Raw genomic sequence first — 19,248 nt, 5'->3', positions numbered from 1 at the left:
TCCTATCAGACAAGCCGTAATAGCGCTGCCGCGTTCTACGACTTGGGTCGCGTATGCCCGGCCATGGAAACGTGGTTGGATGCTGGCGGTGATTTATTACAAGAAAAAGAAATCGGAGTGACAGCGTTATGAACAGCTTGCGCAGTGTGTCGATCAGCCGACGCTTGTGGCTCATCTTGATTGTGGCGGTGGTCATGCTGCTGACCCTGGGCCTGTTGATGCTCAAGCAGATCCACGATGACCTGTATCACGCCAAGGCCCAGAAAACCCAGCATGTGGTGCAGACCGCCAGCGGTTTGCTGACCTATTACCAGGGCCTGGAAGCGGCCGGAACCCTGACCCGCGACGCCGCCCAGAAGCAGGCACTGACCGCGATTCGCGGCCTGCGTTATGACCAGAACGATTACTTCTGGATCAACGACCTCACGCCCGTGATGGTCATGCACCCGACCAATCCCAAGCTTGAAGGCCAGAACCTCTCGGCGATCCGCGATCCGGACGGTTTTGCGGTGTTCAACGAAATGGTTGCCATCGCCAAATCCAAGGGCGCCGGCATGGTCGACTACCGTTGGCCGAAACCCGGTGCCAGTGAACCGGTGGCCAAGACCTCCTACGTGAAACTGTTCGAGCCATGGGGCTGGGTACTGGGTTCCGGCGTGTACGTCGACGATGTACAGGCCGAGTTTCAGGGCCAGGTGATCAAGGCTTCCGTCGTCGGCCTGGTGATCGCGCTGATCATGGGCGTGCTGGTGATCCTGATTGCCCGCAGCATCGTCCGCCCGTTGCAGGAAACCGTGAACGCCATGGCCAACATCGCCAGCGGCGAAAGCGACCTGACCCGCAGCCTCGACACCCACGGTCAGGACGAAGTCACGCAGTTGGCGCATCACTTCAATGCCTTCACCGCCAAGCTGCGCCGGGTGATCGGCGATTTGCAGGTGTCGGCCAGTGCGCTGGGCCAGTCCTCCACTGAACTGGGCAATGACGCGAGCCAGGCCCAGCAGCGCAGCCAGCAACAGTCGCAACAGATGGAACTGGTGGCGACCGCCATCAACGAAGTCACTTACGGCGTGCAGGATGTGGCGAAGAACGCCGAGCATGCCGCCAACGAAATGCGCGATGCCGAGGCGCAGGCGCAACAGGGCCAGATCAACATCGACGGCAGCCTGCAACAGATCGACAAACTGTCCGGCACCATCGATCAGGCGGTCGAAGTCATTCGTACTTTGGCGACCGAAAGCACGCAGATCGGCAGCGTTCTGGAGGTGATCCGTTCGATCGCCGAACAGACCAACCTGCTGGCGCTCAACGCGGCCATCGAAGCCGCCCGCGCCGGCGAACAGGGGCGCGGTTTTGCGGTGGTGGCCGATGAGGTCCGCTTGCTGGCGCAACGCACGCAGAAATCCACGGCGGAAATCCAGTCGATGATCGAGCGTCTGCAAAACCATTCGGAAGCCGCCGTGAAAGTGATCGGTGACAGCAGCAAGGCTTCACAACTGACCATCGAGCAGGCCGGACTGGCCGGTGCGAGCCTGAATGCCATCGGCCAGGCGCTGCGCAACCTCAACGGCCTGAACGCGTCGATCGCCAGTGCGACCCTGCAACAGGCGCACGTGGTCGAGGACATCAACCAGAACGTCACCCAGGCCGCCGGCCTGTCCCACAGCACCGCAATGGCCGCTGAGCAGTCGAGTGCCGCCAGTGTGCGGCTGGGCCAGTTGAGCGAGCAGTTGAACGGATTGCTGCGCCAGTTCCGCGTCTGACGTTCTCACCCTGTGGGAGACTCACTCCCACAGGTTTTTGGGTACAATCCGCCCCCTCTTTTACTCCCTCCAAGGATCTTGCATGTCCGGGCTCGAACTGTTTGCCGCCGCCCTCGGTGTGATCGCCGTCTGGCTGACGGTCAAACAGAATCCCTGGTGCTGGCCGATCGGGCTGGTCATGGTGTTGCTCTACAGCTGGGTCTTCTTCGAGGTGAAGCTGTATTCGGACATGTTGCTGCAGGTGGTTTACGCCGCCCTGCAAGTCTACGGCTGGTGGCAATGGACCCGGGCCGGGACGATGCATGACGGCCGTCAGGTCAGCCGGCTCGACACGCCTTCAATCATCAAAGGGCTGGCCATCGGCAGCGTCGGCAGTCTGCTGCTGGGCGCCGCCATGGCGCACTGGACCGATGCCGCGCAACCCTGGCTCGACGCCGCACTGACCGGTTTCAGCCTCGTCGCGCAATTCTGGATGGCCCACAAGCGCCTGCAATGCTGGGCATTGTGGTTCGTGCTGGATGTGATCTTCGTCGGCCTGTTCCTTTATAAGGCGCTTTACCTCACCGCAGCGTTGTACGCCTTGTTCACCCTGATCGCGGTGCTGGGCTGGCGAGAATGGCGCGCCGATCCGGCGTTGCGCACATGAAAGTCGTCGTTCTCACCGGGCCGGAGTCCAGCGGCAAGAGCTGGCTGGCGGCCGGTCTTCAGCAACAGTTCGGCGGCCTGCGGGTGGACGAGTACGTGCGCTGGTTCATCGAGCAGAATCCACGGGACACCTGCCTCGCCGATATCCCCGAGATCGCTCGCGGCCAGTTGCAATGGGAAGACGACGCACGAGCGCAACAACCGCCGCTGCTGATCCTCGACACGCACCTGTTGAGCAACATGTTGTGGAGCCAGACGCTGTTCGGTGACTGCCCGGCCTGGCTGGAAACAGAGCTTTTGGCCCGTCATTACGACCTGCACCTGTTGCTCTCCCCGGAGCAGATCGACTGGACTGACGATGGCCAACGCTGCCAGCCGCAGCTGAGTGAACGATTGGCGTTCTACGACGCCACAAAGGCCTGGCTGGAGCAGCATCGCCAACCGGTCCGGATCATTCAGGGCGACTGGGCCGCACGGCAGATTCAAGCCTTCGACGCGGTGCGAAACCTGCTGCAAGGCTGACCCCGTTTCCCGGGTCGGTTTCCCCTGCTTTGGGGCTAAAGTGTCCGATCCTGAAACACTCCCTCGGGTGCAAAGTGCCCGTCTCAACGGCCTTCATCGCTTTGTCACCCGACTTGTTACGCCTGTGAAACACATGCTCGCAAACCCTTGTTCCAGAGCTTTGCAACGACTGTAGCCACCTGCACCGACAGGGGGTTGTTTCAATCGTGAAACAGCTTTTGTATCAAGGCTGCACGCCATCCATCCAACCCATTGAGATCCTTGAATATTTAAAAAGCGGCACAGCTTTCGCTCTCTCCTTCACAACGCTGACCAGGCCCAGCCCACTGAAGAAGGAATTGCCGCCGTGGGAAATTTCAATAAAGCCTTCACTTGCCTTCTGCTGATCGGATCAGCTGCCAGCACTTTCCTCAGTTTCAACGTTCAGGCCGAAGGCAATGGCGTGATCGTGCTCAATCGCGACGTCCAGCCCATCCCCATCGGACGCAGCGCTCCCGGCAAAGACCCCTACCCGACCACCGTGAATGCCAACCCTTCCGGTCGTATCGACCAGGCAATGACCAGCACCGAACTCAGTGACGGTGAATTTGCCAGTGTAGCCAGTGGTGCATCCATTCGCGGAAACATGGCCGTAGGGTCAAGCCTGCCCGGCACCAACGTCTTGACCAATCCAAACGGTCTGCCCGGCATGGGAGCCGGTCATGGCGGCGGTAGCGGTGGCACGATTTCCAACACCATCAACCGCTCCCTCAGCACCGGTCTGGCTCCGCTGACCCGCATGGCCGGAGGCCAATAAGATGAATCGTTCCCTGCTCCTGCTTGCTCTGCTTGGCTGCACCAGCGTCATGGCCGATCCGAGCGCCGTGGACAGCGCCAACATTCAGAGCTCCGGCGTGCAGTACAACGGCAACTTCAACGTCAACCAGGCCGCCGGCGACCAACAGCAACAGACCAACGTCAAGTCGATTGCCATCGGCACGTCGGCCAGCGCCACCACCACCATTCACCAAAAACTCGATACCCCCGCCGACCGCTCGATCAACGCGAGCTCCACCATCGGCGGTACCTCATTCAGTAATGGCAACGGTGCACTGGGCGTGAACCAGGGTTCCGGGGCCAACAACCAGATGGCCAACGCCATGCGCATCAGCATCAGTGCTGCGCCGCAGAGCGTTGACGATAGCGCCCTTTCCCAACAGAACGTGGCGTTGTTACCGAGCTCAGGAGCAACTGGTACCTCACCCGGCAGTCGCCAGGTCACGACAAGTGATCAGGCCTTCACCGGCAGCCGAGGGGTAATCCAGGTGAACCAGAGTGCCGGGGTGGGGAACCGAATGGCTAACACCCTGAGCATCCGGGTCGCTGACTGACCCAAACAAGAAGCAGTGCAATTAGAAAGTACCAACACTTAACCAACTAATAAGCACGACGGAGAAACACCATGAAACCTACAATGGCCCTCAAACCACTGGTTTTCGCTCTCGCAGCAGTGATGGCAATCGCAGCACAGGCAGGCGGTCGTGATGATGACAATCACGGTCATGGTAACGGGCACGGCAATGGACATGGTCATGACCATGATCCAAAAGGCCCAACCCTGGAAGAACTGCTGCAAATCGGCGCAGGCGCCGGTGCCGCAGTGCTTGATGTGCAAAACAACAGCGGTAACACCGTGTTGAACCAGGGCACCCAAAACAACGCTGGCGTGAATAATGCCGTCAATGGCGCCAACGGCAACATCGGGGTGAACAACGCCGCTGGCGATGGCAACCAACAAGACAACGCCGCTGCTCTGGCAACCGCTGATGAAAGCTTCATCTTCGGCTCCGCCGTATCCGCCTCCAGCGCGACTCAAGTCAACACCAACAACGGTGTCGCCAACTACTCCAGCACTGCCAACGCCAGCCTGAACAACGTCGGCAACAGCGGCTCGGGTAACATTGGCGTGAACAACGCTGCCGGCAACTTCAACCAACAGAAAAACAACCTGGCAATCGCTGTGTCCGGTGGTCGTGTAGCGCAAGCCGCTGCCGCCGCCAACCAAAGCACCACCGGTCTGCAAGTGGCCAACAACGGCACCCAGACCTACAAAAAAGATACGCTTACTGGCACATTTACCGCAGGCGGCGTATTCGTAGCTGCAGGCACCGCAACCACCAAAGACGATGATCATGGTCATGGTCACAGCGGTGGCGGTTATGGCAACGACGACCGTGGCCATGGTGGCAACGGCGGCGGCAAAGATCAGAAATCTGACTTCGTTGCCGTGGGTGTCTTCGGTCTGGCTGGCGTAACCACTCAACAAGTGATGACCCCAGACGGCTGGAAAAACCCTGTCACCAACAATGCCAGCATGACCAACGTTGGCAATGGCTGGTCGGGTAACGGTGGCTTCAACAACGCTGCTGGCGTTGGCAACCAACAAAGCAACTCGCTGTCCATCGCTGCAGGTTGCAAAGCCTGCATGTAATCGCGATCGAAACGAAAGCCCCGGAAACGGGGCTTTTCCTCAGTCCGCAAAGGCGTATCGATCATGCGTAAGACTGCCCTCCTCGCCCTGCTTTGCCTCTCTGGTCTGACCCAGGCTGCCCAGATGCCCGTGGCTGCCCTGCCCGGTGGCGTACTGGTCTACAAAAACGTGCAAAGCATTCGTGAGCGCAAGTTTTCCGACATCGTCGAGCAAAAAACCGATTTCAGCTGCGGCGCCGCCGCACTGGCTACGGTACTGCGCCAGGCTTATTGGCTCGACGTCGATGAAGAGCACATCATCAAAGGCATGCTGGTCAACGCTGACCAGGACCTTGTCCGTACTCAAGGTTTTTCCATGCTGGACATGAAGCGCTACATAGAAAGCATCGGCATGCGCGCCAGGGGCTACAAGATCCCGCCGGAAAAACTCGACGCGGTCACTATCCCGGTGGTGGTACTGATGGAAATTCGCGGCTACAAGCATTTCGTCGTGCTGCAGCGAGCGGACAAGGATTGGGTTTACATCGGAGACCCGGTTCTCGGCCATAAACGCTACAAACATGATGACTTTGTCAAAGGTTGGAACGGCATTGTCTTTGCCATCGTCGGCCCCGGATACGACAAGACCAATGCATTACGCAGTCCTCCGGCACCGCTGACCGCCAAGAACAAGCTGGATAACTTCAACCCCGTCAAAGATGCTGAATTGATGGACTTCGGGTTCATACAGAGCGACTTCTTTTAATCGCCGATTATAAAGAATGGGGCTGGATGTCCCGGGAGCAGCAGATGAAAACCTCATACTGGCTGGCCGCTGCCTGCCTGGCAGCGAGTGCTTCAGGCTATGCCAATGCAGGATTCAAACCCATCGAAATCCAGGATTCGGAGCTGTCACAGCTTCGCGGTCGTTATGTCATGCCGGGGCGGATCATCAGCTTCGGCATCGTCATGAGTAGTACCTGGCGCAACGCCAGCGGAGATCTGATCGGGGCCTCAACCGCGATGCAACTACAAGCAGCAACCGTAAAACCCGAATTCTATGTCTCGACCATCAAGGAAACCGGTAACGGCAGCACCCTGCAAACGGGTACCGGCTCAGTCATTGGTGGCGCAGGACTCAACAGTTCCCAAGGCGTGACACAAAGCGTTCGCGCCGCCGGCGACGGCAACTCGGCCTACAACAACGTTGCGATCAACGTTTCGGAAGCCAACCAGGCACCGGCGCTGATGCCGGCTCAAGGGCAAGCCTTGATGGCCGGACAAACGATTTCCGGCAGTAATGCCGCCGGCAGCGTCGCCGTTTCGGCCACCGGTGGTGGCGTGCAAATGGCCATCCAGGCCGCAGGCAATCAGGGCACAGCCCTGCAACAGGTAGCCCAGGGCGGGCTGCTGCAAAACACCCGTTTGCTCGGTAACGCAAACGTCGTCAACAACCTGACGCAACTCAATGTTGTCCTTAGTAATAACGGCATGAGCGCCGGCGCGCTTGACTGCAATTTGAGTCAACTCAGAGCACTACGCAATATCGGATATTGAACTACGCTGAGTCTCGATCATTGGGCTTAAAGGGACGGCTTATTCATGTATCGATCAGTATCACTGCGTGCCGCTGTATGTTTGAGTACTCTTCTACCCGCGGCGATGCTGCAAGCAGCACCCGATGCGGATGTGGAGACCCTGAAACAGGAACTTCTGGAGCTGAAGCAACGATACGAAGTACAACAAAAAGCCCTGGCGGTACTCGAGCAACGGGTCCGCCAGGTCGAAGATCAACCAGCTTCCCCACCACCGAAACGTCTGGCCAAATCGCCAGCCGACATGAAAGGCAATCCGAAAGTGGCCACCGGTACCGGGGCCGCAGCAGCGTCGGGGGGCGCCGCCGGGGGCAGTGGCGCTTCTTACGGCCAGTCGCTTGCCGACGATTCGCAACCTGCACAGAGTGTGTCCAACCTGTACGACGAGGCCAGCGGCTTCTTTGGCGGCGGCAAGTTCAGCTTTGAAACCGGCATAACCTATTCGCGTTATGACACTCGCCAGCTGATTCTCAACGGCTTCCTGGCACTGGACTCGATCTTTCTGGGCAACATCAACCTCGACCGGATCAAGGCCGATACCTGGACCCTCGACCTGACGGGCCGCTACAACTTCGATAACCGCTGGCAGTTCGACGTGAACGTGCCGGTCGTGTATCGCGATTCGACTTATCAGTCGGGCGGCGGCAATCAGGGCGCAGCCAACGTCACCACGGAACAGGATGTTTCGCGGGATCCGACCATTGGCGACGTTAACTTCGGCATCGCCTACAAGTTCCTGGACGAGTCGGCCAACACCCCGGACGCGGTGGTCACCCTGCGGGTGAAAGCCCCGACCGGCAAGGACCCGTTCGGTATCAAGCTGCGTCAGACCGACGCCAACACCAACCTGTTCGTGCCTGACACCCTGCCGACCGGCAACGGCGTCTGGTCGATCACTCCGGGTGTTTCGCTGGTCAAGACGTTTGACCCGGCCGTGTTGTTCGGCAGCTTGTCCTACACCCACAACCTGGAGGAATCGTTTGACGACATCAGTTCCACGGTCAACCAGAAAACCCCGGGCAAGGTCCGTATCGGCGACAGCTTCCAGATCGGCGCAGGCATAGCCTTCGCACTGAACGAAAAAATGAGTATGTCGTTCTCGGTCTCTGACCTTGTACAACGCAAGAGCAAGCTGAAACAGGATGGCGCGGACTGGGAATCGGTGGTGTCCAGTGACGCCAACGCCGGTTACTTCAACGTCGGCATGACCATTGCGGCCACCGACAACCTGACCATCGTACCTAACCTGTCCATCGGCATGACCGACGATGCCCCGGACTTTTCCTTCAGCCTGAAATTCCCGTACTACTTCTAACCCGCGACACTATGAAAAGGCCCGCTGCGACTTGCATCGCAGCGGGCCTTTTCAGCTTCTTGCCGGAAGAAGCACCGCGCCCTAGCGGATCTGGTGTTTATGCAGCAAACGGTAGAACGTCGGCCGTGAAACCCCCAGCACTTTGGCGGCCACGCTGAGGTTGTCGCTGTGCCGGTTCAACACATCGCACAACGCCTGGCGTTCGGCCCGGGTCTTGTAGTCTTCGAGGGTGCCCATCGGTGTGGCAATCGACTGTTGGCTGATCAGCCCCAGGTCACGGGCCTCGATCTGCCGCCCTTCGGCCAGCACCAAGCCCCGGCGTACACGGTTGGCCAGCTCCCGGACATTGCCCGGCCAGTCGTGTTTACCCATGGCGATCAGCGCGTCTTCGCTGAAACTGCGCGGACGACGGCCGGTTTCATGGCTGTAGAAATGGGAAAAGTGGTTGGCCAGCATCGACAGGTCGCCATGGCGCTCACGTAATGGCGCGGTCACGACTTGCAGCACATTCAGCCGGTAGTACAAGTCCTCACGGAAGCGTTTTTTCTCGATCGCGGCTTCCAGGTCGACGTGGGTGGCCGCCAATACCCGGACATCCACCGGGATCGGCTGGCTGCCGCCGACTCGCTCGATGTGTTTTTCCTGGAGGAAGCGCAGCAGATTGGCTTGCAGTTCCAGCGGCAGATCACCGATTTCGTCCAGAAACAGGGTGCCGCCGTTGGCGGCCTCGATGCGTCCGACCTTGCGCTGATGGGCGCCGGTGAACGCGCCTTTTTCGTGGCCGAACAGCTCGGACTGGATCAGATGCTCGGGAATCGCCCCGCAGTTGATGGCCACAAACGGTTTGCTGTGCCGTTGCGATTGCCGATGCAAGGTGCGTGCGACCAGTTCTTTACCGGTCCCGCTTTCGCCACGTATCAGCACCGGCGACTCGGTAGGAGCGAGTTTGCTCAGCAGTTTGCGCAGCTCGCGAATCGGTTTGCTGTCACCCAGCAACTCGTGTTCCGGCTGATCGACGTGAATCGTGCCCTGGCCACGCAGGCGCGCCATGCCGAACGCCCGGCCGAGGGTGACCTGCACCCGCGACACGTCGAACGGCAAGGTATGAAAATCGAAAAACCATTCGCAGACAAAATCCCCGACATTCTGCAAGCGCAGCACTTCCTGATTCAGTACGGCGATCCATTCGGTGCCGCTGCGGCTGATCAGTTCCTTGACCGCCTCGGGACGTTCCAGGTGAAAAGGTTGCAAGCGCAACAGGCCGACATCGCAACTGCGGTCGGCGGCATTCTCCAGGCTGCAACTGTCTACGTCCCAGCCGACAGCGCGTAAACCGGGCAGTAATCGGTGACAGTCGTCACAAGGGTCGACGACCAATAAACGTCGTAATGCAGGCGCTTCGCTCATGACTGTTCCTTGGCGCCAAATTATAGGAAATGATTGTAAAAACAGTCATTTGGCAGACCTGGCTGTAACATTAGCAAGAATTTGACGGCGCCTTGTATCGATTGCTTATAGATGTACAAGGGAAGCAGTTATAAGAAGCTGCTTTATTAGTTAGCTATCGACTTGAATCTTTCACCAGGCTTTCAAAATCTGTCGATTGACTGATTGTATGTAAGAAAGTCGAAATTTCTTCAAATTCGGTGTGACCCGCCAGCGGGTTGCGTGCATCAGTACAAGTAACTCGCCGAACGGTAAGCCCAACCGACGGCACATCACTTGATTGGGCACTATAGAGAGAAGACCCCATGACCGCCCCGCTCCGTATCAACGAAGCTCTTTTGATTGCCAACCACGCATTTAAACCTTTCCAATGCGTGGCCTGGGCCCCACAAGACGGCAATGGCGAACTGAGCCTGACCGTTATCGACCGCACCAACTCGCAGATTGGTCGCACCCGCATTCCAAGCAGTGCCTATTCCGATCCAGCTCAACTTGAATACCTGTTGCAACAGGCTCGCGCTGAACTGAGCGACGAGGGTTACGCACTGCAATCCTGGTCGATGCCGCACTGATTCGAGGGCGATGCGGATGGTTTTCGAGCCATCCGCCCTTTTCTGTTAGTTGCTGAATCTTTTTAAACTTCAGCCTGCGCGTACAACTTCCCCAAATACTTTCGCACCTGAATGCTTGGCAGGCTTGCGACTGGTTCCAAAAGACACTGTTCTGGCACAGTACGACCCTCCACCTGTTAGTTCTGTCAGTTGTACTTGTGCGTCTACAGGGATTGAATGTTTCGCTCATGCAGTTGCCAACCCGGCTCCCGGGTATCGGTCAACTCGCAAGGAGAAGCATGCATGTCAACCCAGACCGCTATTGCGCTCCCGGCGCTAGCGAATAACGCCGGACAACTCGACAAGACATTTGCCAATAACGGCGTGGCTCAGGTTTATTTTGCCGGCAGCACGTCCAGCCTGACTCAACACGTAGCGCTCGACCCGCAAGGTCGAATCCTGGTCGCCGCCAAGGTCGTCACCCCTCAAGGCAGCCGTTTCGGCTTGGCGCGTCTACTGGATGATGGTTCTGCGGATCTTGGCTTCGGCTTTCAGGGCAGCGTGATCGGCCAGTTCACTTCCGGCTTCGAAGCCACGGGCAGCAAGGTCCAGGTCTTGCCTGACGGGCGAATCCTGCTGGCAGGTCTGCATTACGAATCCGAACATCGGACGTTGCCCGCCCTGGCGCTGTTCGATGGGCACGGCCGACCCGCCCTGGACTTCGGTGACAACGGCCGGAAAATCATTCGCCTGCCCGGCGATCTGTCCATGGGCACCCGCGACACCTGGCTGCCGCCGGGCGTTCCAGGGGCAGAAGCCTGCGACTTCGCCGTCCAGAATGATGGACATATTCTGTTGATTGCCAACCACCACTGCTCTTTGGCCGACCATGTCGGCATGCTGATCCGCGTCACGCCCACCGGTAATCTTGACGAAACCTTCAATGGTCGAGGTTTTGTGATGGTCCGGCACTTGCTGCTGAACACCTGGCTGGGGGGCTTGTTGCTGCAGGAAGACGGGCGAATCGTGGTGGCCGGTGCGATCGACTTCCCCCAGGAAGGCCTGCTCGCACGTTACCTGCCGGACGGGCAGCTCGACGAACGCTTTGCGCTGGACGGATTCCTGGCCTTCAAGGCCCAGGGGCACAGTGCGCTGGTCAATCAGGTCATCCAGTCCATGGACCGTTTGCATTGCTTTGGCAGCAGCCGCGACCCGATCCGGTGCATGGCGCTGTCTATCCACAGCAATGGTCGCCCAGACCTGCACTGCAACAACGGTCAGCCCAACCTGCTGGACATCGGCCCCAGCGGCTGCCAGTGGAGTGCTGCGCAACGTATGTCGGACGGTCGACTCATCGCGGCAGGCGCGACGATTGGCGGGGTCGAGGCTGATTTCATCGTCGCCCGCTATCTGGCCGACGGTCGTCTCGACCAAAGTTTCGGCGCCGGTCACGGCTGGTTGCGTACGCGACTGGGCCGCAGTCTCGACACCGCCACATCGCTGGCACTGCAACCGCAAGGTGGAATTCTGGTCGGCGGTTATTCACTGGATGGCAACTACCGCGCCGTGGTGGTGCGTTATCTGAACCCATAAAACGGCAAATCCGGAAATCGAAACCTCCTGCGCTTGATCTTGCTCAACGCTTACGGCAACTTGCGCGCTTCTTAAAGCAAGGAGCAACCGATGTCCGGTTCGATGGCCCAGGCGTTCGCGCACAACTTTCTCGGGCATTCGCCCCGCTGGTACAAGGCGTGCATCGTCGGGTTCCTGATTCTCAACGCCGTGGTGCTGTGGTCGGCAGGTCCTGTCGCCGCAGGCTGGCTGTTGGTGATCGAATTCATTTTCACCCTGGCCATGGCGCTCAAGTGCTATCCGCTGATGCCTGGCGGCTTGCTGCTGATCGAAGCGCTGCTGTTGAAGATGACCACGCCCCAGGCGCTGTACGAAGAGTTGCAGCACAATTTTCCGGTGATTCTGCTGCTGATGTTCATGGTCGCCGGCATCTACTTCATGAAGGATCTGCTGCTGTTTCTGTTCTCGCGCCTGCTGCTCGGCGTGCGTTCGAAGATGCTGCTGGCGCTGATGTTCTGCTTCTTGTCGGCGTTTCTTTCGGCCTTTCTCGACGCACTGACCGTGACCGCCGTGATCATCAGCGCCGCCGTCGGTTTCTATTCGGTCTACCACCGGGTCGCCTCCGGTAACGATCCGCGTCAGGACAGCGAATTCAGCGACGATCAACACCTTCCCAAGCTGCATCATGAGGATCTGGAACAGTTCCGCGCTTTCCTGCGCAGTCTGCTGATGCATGGCGCCGTCGGCACTGCGCTGGGCGGCGTCTGCACGCTGGTTGGCGAGCCGCAGAACCTGCTGATCGGCCATGAGATGGGTTGGCACTTCGCCGAGTTTTTCCTCAAGGTCGCGCCGGTTTCCCTGCCAGTGCTGGTGGCCGGTCTGTTGACCTGTATGTTGCTGGAGAAGCTGCGCTGGTTCGGCTACGGCACCTTGCTGCCGGACAACGTCCGCGCGGTTCTCGCCAATTACGCCAGCGAAGACGATGCCGAACGCACCCCGCGTCAACGTGCCGCGCTGCTGGTACAGGGCGCAGCCGCATTGATCCTGATTGCCGGGCTGGCGTTCCACATCGCCGAAGTGGGCCTGATCGGTTTGATGGTCATTGTGCTGATCACCGCTTTCACCGGCATCACCGACGAGCATCGACTGGGCAGCGCGTTCAAGGACGCCATGCCGTTTACAGCCTTGCTGGTGGTGTTTTTTGCCGTGGTGGCGGTGATCCATGATCAGCAACTGTTCGTGCCGCTGATTCAGTGGGTCCTGGCATTGCCCGCCGAGCAGCAACCGGGGATGCTGTTCATCGCCAACGGTCTGTTGTCGGCGATCAGTGACAACGTGTTTGTGGCGACGATCTACATCACCGAGGTCAAACAGGCATTCCTGTCCGGCCATATGAGCCGTGAACACTTCGAGACGCTGGCCATCGCGATCAACACCGGCACCAATCTGCCGAGCGTGGCGACGCCCAATGGTCAGGCTGCGTTTCTGTTTCTGCTGACGTCCGCGATTGCGCCGCTGGTGCGGTTGTCGTACGGGCGAATGGTGTGGATGGCGTTGCCCTACACCGTGGTGATGGGTTTGCTGGGCTGGTATGCCGTGAGTTACTGGCTGTAGAAACAACAACGGGAGCCCTTGGGCTCCCGTTGTTTTATGCGTCGATCAGCGCGACAACATGTATTTCTCGATGGCCTGTGCCACACCGTCCTCGGTGTTCGGCCCGGTCACCACGTCCGCCTGACGCTTCACGGCGTCTTCTGCCTGCCCCATGGCGATCGACAGGCCGGCGACATGGAACATCGCCGGATCGTTGCCGCCATCGCCAATCGCTGCAGTCTGCGCCAGCGGAACGCCCAGATGGGCAGCAATAGTTGCCAGAGCCGCGCCCTTGTTGGCGTCGAGTGCCGTCACGTCCAGATACACCGGTTGCGAACGCGACACCTGCGCCATGCCCTCGACCTTCGCCAGCAAACGTGCCTCCAGTTCGATCAACAGTTCGGTGTTGTTGCTGGTCGCCACGATCTTGTCGATACGCTCCAGGTACGGCTCGAAACTGTCGACCACCACCGGCGGATAACCGAGGCCATGCTGCTCACGCGGGACCATCGGCCCATGCGGATCCTTGAGCAGCCAGTCGCCGCCGCTGAACACCCAGATCTCGACCTCCGGCTGATCGGCAAACAACGCCAGTGCCGTAAGTGCCGCTGTGGCTGGCAGGTAATGTGCGACCAGAATGCTGCCGTCCGGGTTGACGATCGTGCCGCCGTTGAAGGCGGCGGTCGGCAGATCGACGCCCAAGGCTTCGATCTGCTGCAACATGGCTTTGGGCGGGCGCCCGGTGGCGAGGCTGAACAATACGCCCGCCTCACGCAGCTCACGAACGGCATCAATGGTGCGCTGACTGAGACTGTGATCGGGCAGCAACAGCGTGCCGTCCATGTCGCTCAACAGAAAACGGATCGGCTCACTCATCCGAGACCATGCCAGACGCGACCATCGCGAGTCAGCAGATCGTCGGCAGCCTGAGGCCCGTCTTCACCGGCGGCATAACTCTGCACGCTCGCGTCCTGTTGCCAGGCATCGAGGAACGGTTGCACCGCACGCCAGCCGTTCTCGATGTTGTCGGCGCGCTGGAACAGCGTCTGGTCACCGGTCAGGCAGTCGTAGATCAGCGTTTCGTAGCCGGTGGACGGCTGCATTTCGAAGAAATCCTTGTAGGCGAAACCCAGCTCGATGTTGGCCATGTTCAGCGCCGGCCCCGGCCGTTTGGCCAGCAGGTCGAACCACATGCCTTCGTTGGGCTGGATCTGAATGCGCAGGTAGGTCGGCTGTAACTCGTCGACCTCGGTGTCACGGAACTGCGCATACGGCGCCGGTTTGAAGCAGATGACGATCTCGGTGTCGCGCACGCTCATGCGCTTACCGGTGCGCAGGTAGAACGGCACGCCAACCCAGCGCCAGTTGTCGATCATCACCTTGAGCGCCACGTAGGTTTCGGTGCTGCTTTCAGGCGAGACGTTGGCTTCTTCGCGATAGCCGGCCAGCGGCTTGCCGTCGATTTCGCCAGCGCTGTACTGACCGCGCACCGAGTTGGCCCGCGCCTCTTCAGTGGTCCACGGGCGGATCGCCCCGACCACCTTGGCCTTCTCGCCCCGCACCGCATCGGCGCCGAACGCGGCCGGTGGCTCCATCGCCACCATCGCCAGCAACTGGAACAGGTGATTGGGCACCATGTCCCGCAAGGCGCCGGTGTGTTCGTAAAAACTGCCACGGGTCTCGACACCAACGGTTTCGGCGGCGGTGATCTGCACGTGGTCGATGTAGTGATTGTTCCAGAACGCTTCGAACAGGCTGTTGGAGAACCGGCTGACCAGAATGTTCTGCACGGTTTCCTTGCCCAGATAGTGATCGATCCGGTAGATCTGCTTTTCCGACATGACCTTGAGCAGGCAGGCGTTCAACGCCTCGGCGGTCTGCAGGTCGGAGCCGAACGGTTTTTCGATCACTACCCTTCTGAAAGCGTCGGGTGTTTCCTCCAGCAAACGCGCAGCGCCAAGACGGCGCACCACTTCGCTGAAGAAACGCGGCGCGGTGGCCAGATAGAACACCGCATTGCCGGTGCCGCTGTCGGCGATTTTCGCCGCCAGCGCGGAATAAGTGCTGTCGTCCAGGAAGTCGCCCTGAACGTAGCTGATACCTTTGGCGAGCTTGGCCCACAAGGCCGGATCAAGTATCTGATCGCCCTTGCCGACCTTCGCCGCCACTTCGGTGCGGATGAAGTCTTCGAGCTTTTTGGCGAAGGCTTCATCCGTGATGGCGTTGTGATCAACGCCGACGATCCGCAGGCCATCATCCAGCAGGCCGTCGCGACTCAGGTTGTACAGCGCCGGCATGAGCAGGCGCTTGACCAGATCACCGTGGGCGCCGAACAGAAACAGCGTGGTCGGTGGCGCGGGGTCTGCCTTGGATTTCCTGCGGATCGTATGGGTCATTTCTTAGGCGTCTCCACGTGGCCACCGAAACCGAAACGCTGGGCCGAGAGGATCTTGTCGCCGAAGGTGCCCTGGCCGCGGGAGCGGTAGCGCGAGAACAGCGAGTTGGACAGCACCGGGACCGGCACCGCTTGTTCCATTGCAGCTTCGATGGTCCATTGGCCTTCGCCGCTGTCAGCCACGGAGCCCGAGAAACCGTCCAGTTTCGGATCGCTGGCCAGGGCGTCGGCGGTCAGGTCGAGCAACCAGGACGACACCACGCTGCCACGACGCCAGACTTCGGCGATGTCAGCCACGTTCAGGTCGAAACGCTGATCTTCCGGCAGGCGCTCGCTGGACTTGGTCTTGAGGATGTCGAAGCCTTCGGCGAAGGCCGCCATCATGCCGTACTCGATACCGTTGTGGATCATCTTCACGAAGTGACCGGCGCCAGCAGGACCTGCGTGGATGTAGCCGTGCTCGGCACGCGAGTCATCGGACTTGCGGTCCTTGGTGCGCGGGATGTCGCCCATGCCTGGCGCCAGAGCGGCGAACAGTGGGTCCAGACGCTTAACGGTCTCGGCATCGCCGCCGATCATCATGCAGTAGCCACGCTCCAGGCCCCAGACGCCGCCGGAGGTGCCGACGTCGATGTAGTGCAGGCCTTTCTCGGCCAGGGTCTTGGCCCGGCGGATGTCGTCCTTATAGTTGGTGTTGCCACCATCGATGATGGTGTCGCCCGCCTCAAGCAGATTGCTCAGGGTTTCGATGGTGTCTTCGGTCGGCGCGCCGGCCGGCAGCATGACCCACACGGCACGCGGCTTGGCCAGGCCTGCGACCAGTGCAGGAAGATCGGCGACTCCGGTAGAGCCCTCGGCGGCCAGGGTGTCGACAAAGGCGGTATTGCGGTCGTAAACAACGGTGGTGTGACCGTTGAGCATCAGACGCCGTGCAATATTGCCGCCCATGCGGCCCAGTCCAATAATCCCGAGTTGCATGTGCTGATGCTCCTTACTACAAATAAAAGTGTGTCAAAGGTTATAGCCCAACGCTCTCATGGAGGTTAGTCCAGAGCGTCGGTGTGAAGTTTCCGGGCATTGTGCCCGATCCAGACTGATAACGTCGGGAAACGTGCCGAAGACACAACGACCATGAAAAATAAAAAAGTTCCATTCGCGGGCAAAAGAAACCAAAATCGGCGCCGATAGCAGGTCAAGGCTCGAAACCGGGGCTGACCTGCAGTTGAGACACGCCATTTGCGAGGTGAGCAATGGGCACAGTACACACAGCAATGCCGCCACAAACCCTGTATGTCACGATCCGTCGCGATGAACTGCGTCAGTTGAAAGACGAACGCGACCAGCTTAAACAAGAGTTGGCGCAATTGCGCCTGATGACCCAGGGCCTTGAGCCGCAGCCTCTGCCCCGCGTACAGCGCTTACCCCACGCCTGACCGCCCGCCTGATCCGGGAACCGCTGCCCTGCTGTTCCCGACATGATCCGCTCTCTGCCATTTGCGGCAACTAACGAAGTTTTCACATTCGCTTGTTGATACTCCGGCCCATTCTGTCGTGCGTGTCTGCGCGCGGCTTCCGTTCGTCGGTTTTCATGCTCTGGTTCATGAAACGTCCCGGCGGTGGTAATGGTGATCGAGTTGGAGTGCTGAATGGCATTGTTCAAACGCAGCAAAACTGCTGCGGCAGGTTTTGACTGGGCCGGGTTCCTCTGGCTGTTTGTTTTCTTCTGGTACTTCTCCGGTATCACTCAACTGCTGATCCAGCTGACCGGCACCTCCGGATTCTCCGGCTTCCGCCAGGCGTTCGTGATGAGCGCGGTGTGGCTGGCACCGATGCTGCTGTTCCCCAAACGCACCCGTCTGCTCGCCGCCCTGATCGGCGTGGTGTTGTGGGCCTGCTCGATGGCCAGTCTGGGTTACTTCTTCATTTATCAGCAGGAATTCTCCCAGAGCGTCATCTTCATCATGTTCGAGTCGAACGTGTCGGAAGCCGGCGAGTACATGACCCAGTACTTTGCCTGGTGGATGATCCCTGCGTTCCTCGCTCACACGGCGTTCGCCTACTTCCTGTGGACCCGCCTGCGTCCGGTCTACATGCCGCGCGGCCGGGCCTTCGTGGCAGCCATGGCGATTCTGATCGCGGTGGTCGGTTATCCGCTGATCAAGCAGACCCAGCGCACCGGCAGCTTCGCCGGCGGTTTCGAGAAGTTCGAAACCCGCATCGAACCGGCCGTGCCTTGGCAGATGGCCGTGGCCTACCACCGTTACCTCGAGACCCTGGGCGAAATGCAGGGCATGCTCGACAGCGCGAGCAAGATCCCGCCGCTGCACAACCTCAAGGACGCTGGCGCCAATCAGCCTGCGACCCTGGTGCTGGTGATCGGCGAGTCGACCAACCGTCAGCGCATGAGCCTCTATGGCTATCAGCGCAAGACCACACCGGAACTGGACAAGCTCAAGGATCAACTCTCGGTCTTCGATAACGTCGTCACCCCGCGCCCGTACACCATCGAGGCGTTGCAGCAGGTGTTGACCTTCGCCGACGAAGAGAACCCGGATCTGTACCTGTCCACGCCTTCGCTGGTCAGCATGATGAAACAGGCCGGCTACAAGACGTTCTGGATCACCAACCAGCAGACCATGACCAAGCGCAACACCATGCTCACGACCTTCTCCGAACAGGCCGACGAGCAGGTGTACCTGAACAACAACCGCAACCAGAACGCCGCGCAGTATGACGGCGACGTGATCGAGCCGTTCAACAAGGCCCTGACCGATCCGGCACCGCGCAAGCTGATCGTTGTGCACCTGCTCGGCACGCACATGAGCTACCAGTACCGTTATCCACCGACCTTCGACAAGTTCCAGGACCGCAACGGCGTGCCGGCCGGTGTGCGTGACGACCAGGTGCCGACCTACAACAGCTATGACAACGCAGTCCTGTACAACGACTTCGTGGTCTCGAGCCTGATCAAGGACTACGCCAAGTCCGATCCGAACGGCTTCCTGCTGTACCTCTCCGACCACGGTGAAGACGTGTTCGACTCGGCGGGCCACAACACCCTGGGCCGTAACGAAAACAAACCGACCGCGCCGATGTACACCATTCCATTCATGGCCTGGGCGTCGCCGAAGTGGCGTGAAAACCACGACTGGAGTTTCGCCGCTGACTTGAGCCGGCCTTACAGCAGCGCGCATCTGATCCACACCTGGGCAGACCTGGCGGGTTTGAGCTTCGATGAACTGGACCGCAGCAAAAGCGTGGTCAGCGACAGCTTCAAACAGCGTCCGCTGCTGATCGGCAACCCTTACGAACGTGAGCAGCGAGCCTTGATCGACTTCAGCCTGATGAAGCCGAAAAAGCCCGACGAAGCGCCTAAGGAAGTCGTCAAGCAGTAACCTGGAAA

The 19,248-nt window shown here is 59.5% G+C and carries 18 protein-coding genes; 14 read left to right on the top strand and 4 right to left on the bottom strand.

All coding sequences use genetic code 11. From position 1 onward, the window contains the following. Positions 1-128 precede the first annotated feature (128 nt). From AC1RMX_RS04610 to fapF, 9 genes are all read left to right on the top strand, one after another. Complete coding sequence (locus tag AC1RMX_RS04610) at positions 129-1,763, top strand: methyl-accepting chemotaxis protein (RefSeq protein WP_096820325.1); 1,635 nt, start codon at positions 129-131, stop codon at positions 1,761-1,763. An 82-nt stretch (positions 1,764-1,845) separates the two neighbouring features. Then, positions 1,846-2,409, top strand: a complete 564-nt coding sequence (gene pnuC / locus AC1RMX_RS04605; protein ID WP_493070682.1) for a nicotinamide riboside transporter PnuC — start codon at positions 1,846-1,848, stop codon at positions 2,407-2,409. Further along, positions 2,406-2,930 (top strand): AAA family ATPase, encoded by a 525-nt coding sequence (locus AC1RMX_RS04600; protein ID WP_096820323.1) that lies wholly within the window; start codon positions 2,406-2,408, stop codon positions 2,928-2,930. Before pnuC ends, AC1RMX_RS04600 begins: the two co-directional genes overlap by 4 nt. A gap of 346 nt (positions 2,931-3,276) precedes the next feature. Next, the gene (gene fapA / locus AC1RMX_RS04595; RefSeq protein WP_096820322.1) at positions 3,277-3,726 is read left to right on the top strand and encodes a functional amyloid chaperone FapA; all 450 of its coding nucleotides are present in this window, start codon (positions 3,277-3,279) and stop codon (positions 3,724-3,726) included. A gap of 1 nt (position 3,727) precedes the next feature. Next, positions 3,728-4,300: a fibril amyloid subunit FapB gene (fapB, locus tag AC1RMX_RS04590; protein ID WP_493070680.1), complete on the top strand. Its 573-nt coding sequence runs from the start codon at positions 3,728-3,730 to the stop codon at positions 4,298-4,300. 71 nt (positions 4,301-4,371) lie between these two features. Beyond that, positions 4,372-5,400: an amyloid-like fimbrin subunit FapC gene (gene fapC / locus AC1RMX_RS04585; protein WP_493070678.1), complete on the top strand. Its 1,029-nt coding sequence runs from the start codon at positions 4,372-4,374 to the stop codon at positions 5,398-5,400. A 63-nt stretch (positions 5,401-5,463) separates the two neighbouring features. Continuing rightward, entirely contained in the window at positions 5,464-6,144 is a 681-nt protein-coding gene (gene fapD, locus AC1RMX_RS04580; protein WP_096820319.1) for a fibril amyloid maturation endopeptidase FapD, read from the top strand. Positions 6,145-6,188: 44 nt separating this feature from the next. Continuing rightward, positions 6,189-6,935, top strand: coding sequence for a fibril amyloid subunit FapE (gene fapE, locus AC1RMX_RS04575; RefSeq protein ID WP_493070676.1), 747 nt, complete (start codon positions 6,189-6,191; stop codon positions 6,933-6,935). 45 nt (positions 6,936-6,980) lie between these two features. Beyond that, complete coding sequence (gene fapF, locus AC1RMX_RS04570) at positions 6,981-8,288, top strand: fibril amyloid transporter FapF (protein WP_096820317.1); 1,308 nt, start codon at positions 6,981-6,983, stop codon at positions 8,286-8,288. 81 nt (positions 8,289-8,369) lie between these two features. Here fapF and AC1RMX_RS04565 read toward each other — a convergent pair whose 3' ends face one another. Next, positions 8,370-9,695 (bottom strand): sigma-54 dependent transcriptional regulator, encoded by a 1,326-nt coding sequence (locus tag AC1RMX_RS04565; protein ID WP_096820316.1) that lies wholly within the window; start codon positions 9,693-9,695, stop codon positions 8,370-8,372. Positions 9,696-10,039: 344 nt separating this feature from the next. Between AC1RMX_RS04565 and AC1RMX_RS04560 the strand changes: the two genes are divergently transcribed. From AC1RMX_RS04560 to nhaB, 3 genes are all read left to right on the top strand, one after another. Beyond that, positions 10,040-10,306 carry a hypothetical protein gene (locus AC1RMX_RS04560; RefSeq protein WP_096820315.1) on the top strand — a complete coding sequence of 89 codons (267 nt, stop codon included), beginning with the start codon at positions 10,040-10,042 and terminating at the stop codon, positions 10,304-10,306. Positions 10,307-10,588: 282 nt separating this feature from the next. Next, positions 10,589-11,878 (top strand): hypothetical protein, encoded by a 1,290-nt coding sequence (locus AC1RMX_RS04555; RefSeq protein WP_493070674.1) that lies wholly within the window; start codon positions 10,589-10,591, stop codon positions 11,876-11,878. Positions 11,879-11,968: 90 nt separating this feature from the next. After that, a complete protein-coding gene (nhaB, locus tag AC1RMX_RS04550) occupies positions 11,969-13,471 on the top strand; it encodes a sodium/proton antiporter NhaB (RefSeq protein WP_096820313.1) in 1,503 nt (500 codons plus the stop codon). A gap of 45 nt (positions 13,472-13,516) precedes the next feature. On the opposite strand, the gene AC1RMX_RS04545 is transcribed toward nhaB, so the two are convergent. Genes AC1RMX_RS04545 through gnd form a run of 3 tightly spaced genes read right to left on the bottom strand, consistent with a single transcriptional unit; the run spans position 13,517 to position 16,823 of the window. Further along, positions 13,517-14,326: an HAD family hydrolase gene (locus tag AC1RMX_RS04545; protein WP_493070672.1), complete on the bottom strand. Its 810-nt coding sequence runs from the start codon at positions 14,324-14,326 to the stop codon at positions 13,517-13,519. Continuing rightward, positions 14,323-15,846 carry a glucose-6-phosphate dehydrogenase gene (gene zwf / locus AC1RMX_RS04540; RefSeq protein WP_493070670.1) on the bottom strand — a complete coding sequence of 508 codons (1,524 nt, stop codon included), beginning with the start codon at positions 15,844-15,846 and terminating at the stop codon, positions 14,323-14,325. The genes AC1RMX_RS04545 and zwf overlap by 4 nt, the downstream gene beginning before the upstream one ends. After that, positions 15,843-16,823: a phosphogluconate dehydrogenase (NAD(+)-dependent, decarboxylating) gene (gnd, locus tag AC1RMX_RS04535; protein WP_493070668.1), complete on the bottom strand. Its 981-nt coding sequence runs from the start codon at positions 16,821-16,823 to the stop codon at positions 15,843-15,845. Before gnd ends, zwf begins: the two co-directional genes overlap by 4 nt. A 272-nt stretch (positions 16,824-17,095) precedes the next feature. On the opposite strand from gnd, the gene AC1RMX_RS04530 reads away from it, so the two are divergent. Together AC1RMX_RS04530 and AC1RMX_RS04525 are read left to right on the top strand one after the other, a co-directional pair. Next, positions 17,096-17,278 carry a DUF6026 family protein gene (locus AC1RMX_RS04530; protein ID WP_096820309.1) on the top strand — a complete coding sequence of 61 codons (183 nt, stop codon included), beginning with the start codon at positions 17,096-17,098 and terminating at the stop codon, positions 17,276-17,278. A 213-nt stretch (positions 17,279-17,491) separates the two neighbouring features. Continuing rightward, positions 17,492-19,240, top strand: a complete 1,749-nt coding sequence (locus AC1RMX_RS04525; RefSeq protein WP_096820308.1) for a phosphoethanolamine transferase CptA — start codon at positions 17,492-17,494, stop codon at positions 19,238-19,240. The last annotated feature ends 8 nt before the right edge of the window (positions 19,241-19,248 follow it).

This window comes from Pseudomonas sp. GW822-FHT03F04, assembly GCF_058801405.1.
This window is presented reverse-complemented; position numbering and strand designations above follow the sequence as displayed.